Origin of the sequence: Pelagibacterium flavum (assembly GCF_025854335.1) — a bacterium.
Taxonomy (GTDB): Bacteria; Pseudomonadota; Alphaproteobacteria; order Rhizobiales; family Devosiaceae; genus Pelagibacterium; species Pelagibacterium flavum.
In genome coordinates, this window is record NZ_CP107716.1 from 2,454,368 (window position 1) to 2,466,969 (window position 12,602).

The following is a 12,602-nucleotide window of genomic DNA, read 5'->3' on the forward strand; positions in this document are numbered from 1 at the left end:
CGCATTAAGCACCAACACGGTTAATTTTTGACCGCTTCCGGGAAGAAATTTAATTCAAATTCGTATTAAACGATCTAAAAACTTCTTGAGGAAGCCCTTTTATCTAGCGGAATTTCAGCGCGATTGGTCATTCTTGACATGCCGTGCCAGGCTGGGCCGATGTGCGGTTTAGACCGGCTCGTTTGCGACTGTGCCATCATCGCTCCAGGTTGGGTAAAGGTGCATCTTGTGCTGAACCGCAATCAAGGAGGGAATTTGCATATCTCGGATTTGAAACGGCGGTAAGGTTGGTGACCTTAACATCGAAACTGGCAATAGGCGCTCTTCCTCACCGAGGCAATTTGCTATCTTGTCGTTGACTTAATCTCGCTGGCCCGCACCTGCGCTTTCCGTCGGATGCGGACAGCGCCGCCGGTTGGATGATCGACTTCGAATTCGGGAATCTTACGAACCAGATCGCTGAGCTTTCGAAATCCGAAATTGCGGGGATCAAAATCCGATTCTAGGTTGGCCAACTGCTTACCCACAGTCGCCAGTGCCACCCAGCCGTCGTCGTTATCGATTTCGGCGATAACCTTTCGAATAACAGGACCCGCCTTACTGGTTGGCTGCAACGGCCTGCCGACCAGCACGTCGTCTTCACTGCTTGAGGATGCGGAGGCGATAAGATTTTCTGTATAGACGAACCGCCGGCACGCTTGGCGAAAGCTTTCTGGGGTCTTGTGTTCCCCAAAACCGTATACGTCTACACCCTGCTCCCGGATTCTCGCGGCAAGCCGAGTGAAATCACTGTCCGAAGAAACGAGACAGAAGCCGTCGAAACGCCCACTGTGCAAAAGATCCATGGCGTCGATGACCAGCGCGATGTCAGACGCGTTCTTGCCTGTCGTGTAAGCGAACTGCTGGTGCGGGATGATCGCGTGCTTTGATAACACTTCGGTCCAGGATCGAGATCTTGCGTGCGAGAAATCTCCGTAAATGCGTCGGACGCTGGCCTCACCCAACTTCGCGATCTCGGCAAACAGACCATCCGAAATTTTGGCCGATGCGTTATCCGCATCAATCAGCACTGCAAGACGCCTTGAACGCTCATCACTCGCCATCAGGAGCCCTCTAATGTTTCGTGCCAGCGCACCGATGCTCTACCAAATATCGCACCACAACAATAAAATTTGCAACGCGGTAATATTTGGCAGCAGATATCCACAAGAGTGAATCAAATATCCACAGTTTAGCAACGCATTTCCAGAATCAAATTCCTTCGAATTTCGAAGCATTCTAAATTTCGGATAAGTGTTGCGCTTTTGCGTATATTTGATTCAGAATGAGGAGGTAACGGGGGCGTTACGAGGGGAGTTTTTAGCAAACATTGTAGCGTTGTTTTTGCAACGGCGGTGACGCGTAGCAATAAGTTGTCGACACCGTCGCAACGCGGCTGGGGATAGGTCGCGACGGGTTTAAAGAGGACAATAAATGGGCAAGGCTGAAACGGTTCGCGTCAGCAAACTGGGCAAGAAAGAACTAAGACTTGTTAACATGAATGGCCGCTTTTTCGGATTGGCGGATGGGGTTCAATGTGCCGAGGGCGACAACGCGGACGATGTCTGGCGGCTGTTGCACGATGATGCGGGAAAGAGCGATCCGAAGTACTTCGGCTTCGGCGGCGCGCGCAGCCGTTTTCTGACGTTTTTTCCGAACGGCTTTCACTCCGGTGGATATACCTCACAGGAGCGCGACTACAAGCTCGCGGCGAAAGCGAAGCTCGACCAGACAGCACCTCTTGATCGGGCGATAGAGGGAGACGGTTTCGGCGAAGCGGTGCTCGCGGCATTCCGGGGCACCAATATGCTTTCACCGTTCGAAAAGACGCGCCTTCAGGACCTGTTGCGCGGCCATCGAGCCGACGACTTCATTCGGGCTGCGGCCCGTTTCACGATGGACGGACGTGATTCCGACCTTTTCGCCATGGAGCAGGCTTTACGACCGCACGACAGCGCAAAATGGACGGTCGCGACGTACCTGCCATTTCTCTGGCGGCCGGACAAGCATATGTTTTTAAAGCCGGAAGTCACGAAGGACTTCGCCAGTCGCGTGGGCCATCGCTTGGCCGCGGACTACGAAGCGCGGCTCCATCTTCCCGTCTATAAGAGTCTGCTTGATCTCGTTGACAAGACCGAGCGAGAACTGGCGGACATGCGACCACGCGACCGGATCGACATCCAGAGCTTCATCTGGGTAGTGGGCGACTACCGCGAAGGACGGGAGGCTGTCTATCAATAGGAGCGGAAAGCCGCATGATTGAACCGTTTCAAGCTTTTCTGCAGCGGTGCATTTCGGTTGATCTTGAGGTGAACCCGACCAGTGCCAAGGTTTTTGCTTTGGCAGCAGTGCATGCCGACGGCGAACCGGCAGTTGTTGCGCGTCAGCCACCAATTGAACCGACGCTCGACCGCCTGGAGCAGGAGCTGGCCGGTCTGGAGCATATTGTCGGCCACAACATCCTGCGCCATGACCTGCCGCATCTTACGGCGCTGCGACCGCGGCTCGTGAAAATGTGCAAAGCGCCGATCGACACGTTGTGGCTTAATCCGTTGGCGTTTCCACGCAATCCTTACCACCATTTGGTAAAGCACTATCATGACGGACGCCTACTGGCGGGCCACGTCAGCGATCCCGAGCGAGACGCTCTGCTGGTGTTCGACGTGCTGCACAACCAATTGAAAGCGCTGCGTCAGCAAAACATAGAACAACCCGACGCTGTGGCAACATTCCACTACCTGACCACGCGGATGGAGAACCCTGCTGGATTTGACGCAGTGTTTCGCGAGGTCCGCCAGTTGCCGCAGCCGTCCCATGCGGTGGCGCGCGAAGCGATTTCCCGTCTGCTTAAAGGCCGAGCTTGTATCATCGGTATCGACCGTGTCCACGAACACTTCGCAAGTCCGTCAATGGGCTGGCCTACGGCATACGCCCTGTCCTGGATACTCGTGGCGGGCGGAGACTCGGTGATGCCACCTTGGGTCAGGATGCAGTTTCCTGAGTCGGCGCGGATTGTGAAGCTGTTGCGGGACACTGCCTGTGACCAGCCCGATTGCACATGGTGTCGCGAACAGAATGACCCGATCAAAGCCCTGATGCGCTGGTTCGGGTTCGAAAATTTCCGGCCGCAACCCGTGGATGATATGGGTCGACCGCTGCAGGAACGGATCGTTGACGAGGCCATGCGCGGTAAAAGCATTCTTGGCATCCTTCCAACCGGCACCGGCAAATCGGTCTGCTATCAGATTCCGGCGCTATCGAAATTCGATCGCACGGGCGCGCTGACGGTGGTGATCTCACCACTCGTCGCGCTCATGGCAGATCAAGTTCAGGGTATGGCGCGGGCCGGCATCTCTTCGGCGGTCACCATCAATGGCATGCTTTCCATGCCTGAACGGCAGGACGCCCTCGACAAGGTGCGCTTGGGCGATGCGGCGATGTTGCTGATTTCGCCAGAGCAGTTGCGCAGCAATACCGTTCGCTCTGTGCTAAAGCAGCGCGAAGTCGGTCTATGGGTGCTGGACGAGGCCCACTGTGTTTCCAAATGGGGTCACGACTTCCGGCCGGACTATCGCTATATCGGTCGCTTCATGAAGGAAAGCGCGGGCGACGAGGCGCCCGCGCCGGTGCTGTGCCTCACGGCAACCGCCAAACCCGAGGTCGTGCGCGATATCTGTGAGCATTTTCAGGCGCGGCTTGGCGTAGAACTGCTCTTGCTCGATGGTGGGGCGGTGCGCACCAATCTCAGCTTCGAAGTGCGCCAAACCAATCGCGGCACCAAACTTACCGATATTCTCGACGTGATCGAAACGAGATTGCCGCCAGAGGGCGCGTCTGGCGCAATCGTCTATTGCGCCACCCGCAGCGCGACTGAGCGGGTCGCAACTTTTCTCAAGCAACAGGGCCTGTCCGCCGAACGTTTCCATGCCGGTCTGCCGCCCGATGAAAAGCGTAGCGTCCAAGAGCGGTTTCGCACTGGCGAACTGCGTATCATCGCGGCGACCAACGCCTTCGGCATGGGCATCGACAAGCCTGACATCCGCCTCGTAGTCCACGGGGACATACCAGGTTCGCTGGAAAACTATCTACAAGAAGCTGGTCGCGCCGGCCGCGACCGTAATCATGCCAACTGTGTTCTGTTGTTCTCATCCGAGGACGTGGAAAGGCAGTTCTCGCTATCTGCCCGGTCACGGCTGGCCCGACACGAGATCGGCGCTATCCTCAAAGCGCTGCGCCGGGTGGACGAACGCACAAAAAAGACTGGCACCGTGGTGGCAACATCGGGCGAAATCGTGAGGGCGGAACTCGATCGCGAGTTCGAGCGAGAAAGCGCCACCGACGACACCCGGGTGAAGACGGCTGTTTCCTGGCTCGAGGAAGCCGTGCTGCTGTCACGCGAGGAAAACCGGGTGGAGGTGTTCCCGTCATCCTTGCTGGTTCGCACTCTGGATGAAGCCGAGGCGATCATCGTCAATGCCCCTGGCATATCCGAGGAGCGGCGCAAACAGCTGCGTAGTATCGTGCGGCACCTCATGAATGCCCCACTCGATCAGGGCATCAGCACCGACGAGTTGACGGGGGCAAGCGGGCTCAATGCCTGGGCCGTAAACAAGGCGCTCGCCGACCTCGAGACGCTAAGGATCGCCCGCAATGACGTGGCGGCTACAGTGTTCGTGCACGTGGGCGTGGAAGACAGTTCGCGGCACCGGTTTGCGCTGGCCTCACGGCTTGAGGTCGACCTGATCGCGCTGATGCGTGAGGGGGCGCCCGAAGCGGAAATTGACACGGGGTTGCCGCTCAACCTGCAGGTCGCCTGCCAGACGCTGCGTGACCGGGGCCATGCGAGCGTTCGACCCGATATCGTCGAGCGGTTGGTGCGCGGTATGGCTCGCGACGGGCGCGACCAAGAGGGCGGCCGCGGCAATGTGCGGTTGCGGAAGGTCTCGAACAACACGCTTGCCGTGGTCTTGCAGCGAACGTGGCAGGTACTTGAGCAGACGGCAAACGTCCGCCGCCAGGCCGTGGAGCTGTTGCTGGCACATCTGGTGGGCAAAGTCAGCAAAGGAACGCGCGGCAAGGACATCCAGATAGAAACCACGCTTGGTGACCTACTTGCCATTTTGAATGGCGACTCCTTGCTGCGCGCCAACGGCATCCGCGATATGACCAAGCTGATGGAGCGGGCCTTGCTCTGGATGCACGAGCAGGAAGTAGCGAGCTTGGGCAAGGGGCTGACAATTTTTCGCCAAGCCATGACCGTTCACCTCAATCCGGCCGGCGGCCAATTTACCCAGAAAGATTTCATGCCCCTCGAAGAGCATTACGCTGAACAGACGGCACAGACCCACGTGATGGCCGCCTATGCTGAGCGCGGTCTGGGGGCGATGAACGAAGCGCAACGGCTCTCCGAGGACTATTTCGTCCTCGACCGTGATGCCTTCCTGCGCCGCTGGTTGCCCGGCAAGGGACGGGAATTGCGTCGCCAGACTACAGGAGCATCCTGGAAAGCGATCGTTGAGGCTCTAGACAACCCGGTCCAGCAGGAGATCGTCGCCGACGACCGCGAGCAGACCAATGTTCTGGTGCTGGCCGGCCCTGGCTCAGGCAAGACCCGCGTGCTGGTGCACCGAATTGCCTACCTGATCCGCGTCCGGCGCGAAGACCCGCGCGACATTCTCGTCCTCACCTATAACCGCCACGCCGCCGCAGAAATCCGTGCCCGTCTTCGACACCTCGTTGGCGACGATGCCGGTGCCGTCACGGTGTCGACATGCCATGCGCTGGCGATGAGGCTGGTTGGAGCGAGCTTTACCGGTTTGCACAACAACGAGCATGATTTTGACGGCGTGTTGATGGAGGCGGTGCGTCAACTTAATGGCGAGGGGCTGAGTAGGTCCGAAGCTGAGGCGCAACGCGAAACGCTGATCCAGGGTCATCGCTGGATCCTGGTCGATGAGTATCAGGACATTGGGCCGGAGGAATACGCATTGATCTCAGCGGTGGCCGGTCGCTCGCTGGAGGACCCTGATCTGCGCCTCAGTCTGTTTGCCGTTGGCGATGACGACCAGAACATCTACGGCTTTGCCGGTGCCTCGATCGACTTCATCCGCCGGTTCGAAGCCGACTACCGCGCCAAGCCCAAATATCTTTTGGAGAACTATCGCTCAAGTGGTCACATCATCGCCGCTGCCAATGCTGTGATTGGGCCGGCCGCATCGCGAATGAAGGCAGGCCACGACGTCACCATTGATCGCAAGCGGGCCAAGGAGAGGCAGGGCGGCGAAATGGCAACACTCGATCCTGTGGCACAGGGTCGGGTCCAGGTGCTCGATTGTGTCCGAGACGACAGCATCCAGGCAAAAGTGGCGCTGGACGAGCTGGTGCGGCTCTCGCGCCTTGACCCCGACTGGAGCTGGGCGCGGACGGCGATCATCGCCCGCGACTGGCGGCGGCTTTCCCTGGTGCGGGCGCAGGCCGAGGCGATGGGTATTGAGGTCGAGATGGCCAACGAAACCTTGCCCAGCATATGGCGCCTGCGCGAAATGGCGCAGTTCATTGCATTAGTGCGCAGCGAACCGACGCATCTCTTGAACATTCATGATCTGGTGGAGATGAAGAACACCATCGCCACCAATCGCTGGACCGATCTCATTGCCGAAGGCATTGCGGCACTGGCCCGTGAGCTCAATGCCAAGACCATGCCGGTGCCTGACCTGGTGGAATGGTTCGCAGAATGGGCCCGCGACGCCCGAACTGAGCAGCGATCACTGCTCTTGCTGACCGCCCATCGTGCCAAGGGTCTCGAGTTCGATGACGTCGTGATACTTGATGGCGGCTGGGACAGGCCATCAGAGGGAGAGGACGCAGATGCGCCCCGCCGCCTGTTCTACGTCGCCATGACCCGCGCCCGGCGCAGCCTCGCTATCTTGTCAAACGGCCAGCATCGCTTCTTGCCGCGGGGGAATCTGCACGTGCTGGGTCGACCGGCCCCGCCCATGGCAGAGGGGACGCGTCCCCCGATCGCCCGCTACCAGATGCCCGACCTCAAGGTCGTCGATCTTTCCTGGGCCGGCAGGCTGGGCGCCGGCAATCACGCACTTACCGCCATCGCCCGGGCGAAAGCTGGCGACTGCCTTAACCTTGTCCAGAAGGATGCGGACTGGATGCTGGAAACGCCGGACGGGCACCCCATCGGCCGCATGGCAAAAAGCTGGTCGCCACCACCCGGCCTCGCCTTTAAGCGGGGTGAAATCGGCGCGATCATCCGCTGGAGGCGATCAGATGGCAGCGAAGATTACTGGACTTATATGCGCAGGGACGAATGGGAGGTGGTCGTGCCAGAGCTGGTGTTCGGCTGACTTGGCACAACGCCATACGAAAACAAGCGACTGTTGCGTTCTTTGTGCTTTATCGAATCGGAATGAAGAAGCACCGGTAGGTAAAGAGGAGATGTAATCGATACTAAGTGACTACCTCTTGCGGTGTCTAGTTCCCTCTAATTCTGATCGACTGAAATTTCGCGAGCCAACCGGGAATCCATGTTGGATGATGGTCGGCAGGATACTCTCTTTATCAATTTTTTAGCTAGTAAGGCCAATGATGGTCGCCGAACCCCTGGAGATCTGAGGTGGGCCACACACAGCCTCCCTGCTTCAAGATGTTGGCACCAACTTGGCCTGAGCGGGATCGTATCTCCAGTCGGTGATCGTCCCGTCTGTGATGCGTTCGACGGCTTCTTCGATCACGAACAGAGGGACCAAGAACCTGTTCCCCGTCAGCGCCTATGGCACAGATTTGAGGTTGTGATTTAAGGAGGATTTGGGTCTCATCGTAGTGACGAAGGAACGAAGATGAGACCCAAATCCTCCAATGCAAAATCGCGGACCAAGGCCCCTGCGGAAGCCGTGGTAAAGGACATCCGCCGGGCCACCCGGCGGCATTTTTCGGCGGAAGACAAGATCAGGATCGTCCTGGAAGGCTTGCGCGGCGATGACAGCATCGCCGAGTTGTGCCGCAAGGAAGGCATCGCCCAGAGCCTGTATTACACCTGGTCGAAGGAATTCATGGAAGCGGGAAAGCGTCGGCTTTCTGGCGATACAGCCCGGGCCGCCACCAGCGACGAGGTCAAGGATCTGCGCCGTGAGGCCGGAGCGCTCAAGGAATGTGTTGCCGATCTGACGCTGGAAAACCGTCTGCTTAAAAAAAGCATGATCGCGGATGGGGACGACGACGCATGAGGTATCCATCATCCGAGAAGCTCGAGATCATCAGGCTGGTCGAGCAATCCCATCTGCCAGCAACACGAACGCTCGATAAACTGGGAATCCCACGCCGGACCTTCTACCGCTGGTATGACCGCTACCTCGAAGGCGGCCCAGAGGCGCTGAAAGATCGGCCATCGGCACCAAGCCGGGTGTGGAACCGTATCCCGCCTGACATCCGCGACCAGATCATCGAGCTGGCGCTGGAACAGTCCGAGCTGAGCCCGAGAGAACTGGCCGTGCGCTTCACCGATGAGAAGCGCTACTTCGTGTCGGAGGCCACGGTTTACCGCCTGCTGAAGGCCCAGGACCTGATCACCAGCCCGGCCTATGTGGTGATCAAGGCCGCCGATCGCTTCCATACCCAGACCACGCGGCCCAACGAGATGTGGCAGACCGATTTTACCTACTTCAAGATCATCGGCTGGGGTTGGATGTATCTGTCGACTGTGCTCGACGATTACTCGCGCTACATCATCAGCTGGAAGCTGTGCAGCACGATGCGCGCCGAGGACGTCACCGACACGCTGGATCTGGCGCTCGCGGCCTCGGACTGCGATCAGGCCCATGTGTGCCACAAACCCCGGCTGCTCAGCGACAACGGCCCCAGCTACATCGCCGGCGACCTGGCCGAATATATTGAGGCCCAAGCCATGAGCCATGTGCGCGGCGCTCCAATGCATCCCCAGACCCAGGGCAAGATCGAGCGTTGGCATCAGACGCTGAAGAACCGCATCCTGCTGGAAAACTACTTCCTGCCGGGCGATCTCGAGGCCCAGATCGAGGCGTTCGTCGAGCACTATAACCACCGGCGCTATCACGAGAGCCTGCGCAATGTGACCCCCGCCGACGCCTACTTCGGCAGAGCCGCCGCCATCATCGAACAGCGAGAAAGGATCAAACGCAAGACAATCGAACATCGGCGCTTGCAGCACCGCAAGCTCGCCGCTTAATATTAACCCCCAGATGAGGCCAATGCTCCGCTAATCTACACCGCGAGTTGCGCCAAATGTTCTGACGACGGACAATGCATGTGGGTGCTTTAGTCTCAGTGGAGTCGCTGTTCGAGAGTTATCGGCGCTGGATCCTCAACACCCGCCCCTATGGAGGCGACGTGACGAAAGAGCTCGAATCGATCTCAGCGACTGCAGCGATCGAGCGGCGTCTCTTCGACCAGACGGCCGGCGACGTAATCGGCAATTTCGGCCGATTCGCGGATGCCTTCGACGTGTCCACCGCCATGCCGCTCGTGCTCTATCTCGCGACCGAGCCGGAGGTCGGCTCCGACCTCGATCGCGCGCTTTCCGTGCTGGAAAGCTATATTCTTCGACGCGACATCTGTGGCCTGACCACTAAGAACTACAACCGCCTCTTTGTGGGCATCATCGATCGCCTGCGCTCTGCGGAGGGCAACAAGGTCGACGCCCTCTTGCAGTACCTCTCGAGCCGCCAATCCGACATAGATCGCTGGCCGGACGACATCGAATGGCAGCGAGCCTGGATCGGTCGAGACCAGTACAAGGGATCCCGACAAGCGAGGCTGAGATATATTTTCGAGGCCATCGAACTTGCCAAGAGAACCGCTCTCAACGAGGACATCGAGATCAAGTCCGCTTTGACCGTCGAGCACATCATGCCGCAAAAGTGGCGGACGAATTGGCCGATTCCCGGGTTCGACCATCTCGACGATGATGATGTCGACCCGGACCATGTTGCGGCGAAGATGGAGCGTGACAGCGTGATCGACAATATGGGCAACCTGACCCTGTTGACGCATTCGTTGAATGCAAGCGTGTCCAATGGCCCCTATTCGGTCAAAATGCCCGCAGTCCGATCTCATTCAAGCCTCGCGCTCAATCGAGAGCTCAATGCTTATAATGAATGGAACGAGACCAGCATCGCTTCCCGCGGACTGGCACTGTTCGGGACGGCCAAGGGCATTTGGACGGCCCCATGCCGGCCTCCTGCCCCAGAGGCTCCGGAAAATCAGAGCAACCGTCTGCCGGAAGAAGGCACAATGTGCAGATTCAGCTACGCGGGCGCCGAATATACCGGCACGGTGATCAACGAACGCCTTGTTGTGAACGGCATCGACACGCCATTCGCGACCTTCTCAGCCGCCTCAAAGGCGATCACACAGACAAGCCGGAATGGTTGGAACGACTGGTATGTTCGGGATGCCGTTGGGGGATGGACGTTGGCCGACGACTGGCGAAAGGGTTAGCTGGGGCGATATAGCGTCGGCCTTGCGCCCTCATTTCAGCCATTCAGACCGCTTTTCCGATTTCCTGAAAGTTGACGTTCCGCGAACAAGCCATACGACGAGGATCAGCGCCCGACTTTTCGGTCGCTACGCTACCTTCTGAAGCCAGCCATTCGCTGAGAGCTACCTCGTCGGACACAACATTCGCGTACTTCGCAGACGTCTTGCTTGGTCCATTGTCAAGGGGCAGGATAGCCGAACGCGCCAGCTGAAAAGTGACCAGGTTCCTGTCCCAAGCCCGGGCCGACAGGAGAAGTTGCGCAAGCTCAGATGGCCGTGATCCAATTTCAAAGAAGGAGAGAATATTGTACAAACACATTTTCATTGCGACGGACGGTTCAGAGATGGCAAGTCGCGGCCTCAACCATGGCCTGAAACTTGCGGCATCCATTGGTGCTAAAGTCACGATTGTCTCGGTCACCGACATCTGGGCTTCCGGGGCCCTTGCCGAGGCGGATGCGAACGCGATCGCGAGCTATGAGGAGGCTATGGGTCAAGCCATCAAGGAAATCCTGAGCGAGGCGGGCCGGAGAGCGGAGGCGGAAGGCGTGCAGTACGAAACCCTGCATATCCCAAACCGATATGCCGCGGATGCGATCGTTGAAACCGCCCAGAATCTGGGAGCCGATCTCATCGTTATGGCGTCCCACGGGCGCCGCGGCTTTCGCAAGATGCTTTTGGGCAGCCAAACCAATGAGGTCCTGACCACAAGCACAATCCCGGTTCTCGTCGTGCGGTGATCGCGCTAGATCCGGTCGGAGCCGGCTTGTAACCGGACGCGAAATCGCCAATCACGCCTTGGTGATGGCAAGGCCCAGAGCGGCGCTACTGCACCCGCTCTGGGTTGACTGCAAAAATGCCTGCCGGCAGTGGGCGCATGCGCCAGCAATTCCACGAGCCCGTCCCTAGCGGGGCCTTTCTCCTATTTCCACCTGCTTTCCTGATGCTGCAGACAGATCCACGATGCTGTCATAGAGCAGTTGCAGGGCGTAGTGGGGATTGTGCGCATAGGCGCCTGGGTCGCCGGTGACGAATGCAAAATTGTAGCTGGCGCGCAAAAGGCGCGGCGTCCAGGCCGTATAAGGTGATCCGGCGCCTTCCTCTCCTTCGGCCAACATGAAATAGGGATAGCGCTCCACATAGGCGATTTGCTCTCCCGAGACCTCGATCGAATAGTGCTCAATGGCGTCGAGAAGCATGGTTTTCAATCCGTCGATTTCCGTGTGGATGCCGGTGGCGGTGTCGCCGTCGCCATCGAAATCGGGTTCGGATGTGCGAATAGCCCTCGGAGACTCGGTGCCGTGACAGCGCGCACAGGTTTCGGTCTGGACTTCGAGCGTGTGCGGATCATGGCAGTCGGTACAGGTGGAAAACCGGGCGACATGCTGGAACCGGGTCATATAGCTCTTGCCCGGATACTGATAGCCGCCGCCAACCTGACTGCCGAAGAGAGTGGCGGCGGCGACCGCGTAGTGGGGATTGATAAAGCCCAAGCCGGGATCAACAGTATCGTCCTCGATGCCGCCTGTGGCCGCTGCGACCGCGCCACCAGATTGCCGCCCCTGATGACAGCTCAGGCATGTAGCCGAGGAGCCGGGATGATCGATATTCATCCCTGATGGAAATTCCACCCTCTCGATTGCTGCTGCGCCGTCGTTGTGACAGGTGGCGCAATCAACCACACCTCCTGGGGCAATCAAACCTTCAATGCTTCCAGCGACACTCCCGTCGAACCCGTGGTAGTCCCGGAACCCTTCGCCGGAGTGACACATGGCGCAAGTTCCCGGAATCGCCTGCTCCCCCTCCCAGTGACGGAACGAGGGGGACTGTGCATCGGCGTGTCCTGAGCTGAGCCATTGCTGGACAATACTCACAGTCGGTTCGCTTTGCTGAGCCCACGCCGCGTTGGGAAATGCTCCGAGAATGGCAAGCACCGTTCCCGTCCTGAGAATAAGAGCAAACATTGCTATCCCTTTCGGTTTGCGCCAAACATGCCCAAATGCTAGGCCTTTGGGATTGATCGAGGTCAAGGTCGCCTG

General features: G+C 58.5%; 7 protein-coding genes. 5 read left to right on the forward strand and 2 right to left on the reverse strand.

The features are described from left to right. Positions 1–344 precede the first annotated feature (344 nt). Positions 345–1,103, reverse strand: a complete 759-nt coding sequence (locus tag OF122_RS12290; RefSeq protein ID WP_264224529.1) for an NYN domain-containing protein — start codon at positions 1,101–1,103, stop codon at positions 345–347. Positions 1,104–1,473: 370 nt separating this feature from the next. Here OF122_RS12290 and OF122_RS12295 point away from each other — a divergent pair, with 370 nt between their 5' ends. The 5 genes from OF122_RS12295 to OF122_RS12315 all read left to right on the forward strand — a co-directional run bounded on the left by OF122_RS12295 (position 1,474) and on the right by OF122_RS12315 (position 11,303). Next, positions 1,474–2,280 carry a hypothetical protein gene (locus tag OF122_RS12295; protein ID WP_264224530.1) on the forward strand — a complete coding sequence of 269 codons (807 nt, stop codon included), beginning with the start codon at positions 1,474–1,476 and terminating at the stop codon, positions 2,278–2,280. 14 nt (positions 2,281–2,294) lie between these two features. Next, positions 2,295–7,397 (forward strand): RecQ family ATP-dependent DNA helicase, encoded by a 5,103-nt coding sequence (locus OF122_RS12300; RefSeq protein WP_264224531.1) that lies wholly within the window; start codon positions 2,295–2,297, stop codon positions 7,395–7,397. A 492-nt stretch (positions 7,398–7,889) separates the two neighbouring features. Next, a protein-coding gene (locus tag OF122_RS12305; protein ID WP_264224532.1) for an IS3 family transposase occupies positions 7,890–9,253 on the forward strand; the annotation gives its coding sequence in 2 pieces (ribosomal slippage) (positions 7,890–8,238 and positions 8,238–9,253; 1,365 coding nt in all). A 98-nt stretch (positions 9,254–9,351) separates the two neighbouring features. Beyond that, positions 9,352–10,524, forward strand: a complete 1,173-nt coding sequence (locus tag OF122_RS12310; RefSeq protein ID WP_264224533.1) for an HNH endonuclease family protein — start codon at positions 9,352–9,354, stop codon at positions 10,522–10,524. A gap of 344 nt (positions 10,525–10,868) precedes the next feature. Next, positions 10,869–11,303 (forward strand): universal stress protein, encoded by a 435-nt coding sequence (locus tag OF122_RS12315; RefSeq protein WP_264224534.1) that lies wholly within the window; start codon positions 10,869–10,871, stop codon positions 11,301–11,303. 165 nt (positions 11,304–11,468) lie between these two features. Here the strand turns inward: OF122_RS12315 and OF122_RS12320 are convergent, their stop codons facing one another. Next, a complete protein-coding gene (locus tag OF122_RS12320) occupies positions 11,469–12,527 on the reverse strand; it encodes a cytochrome c3 family protein (RefSeq protein WP_264224535.1) in 1,059 nt (352 codons plus the stop codon). Positions 12,528–12,602 lie beyond the last annotated feature (75 nt).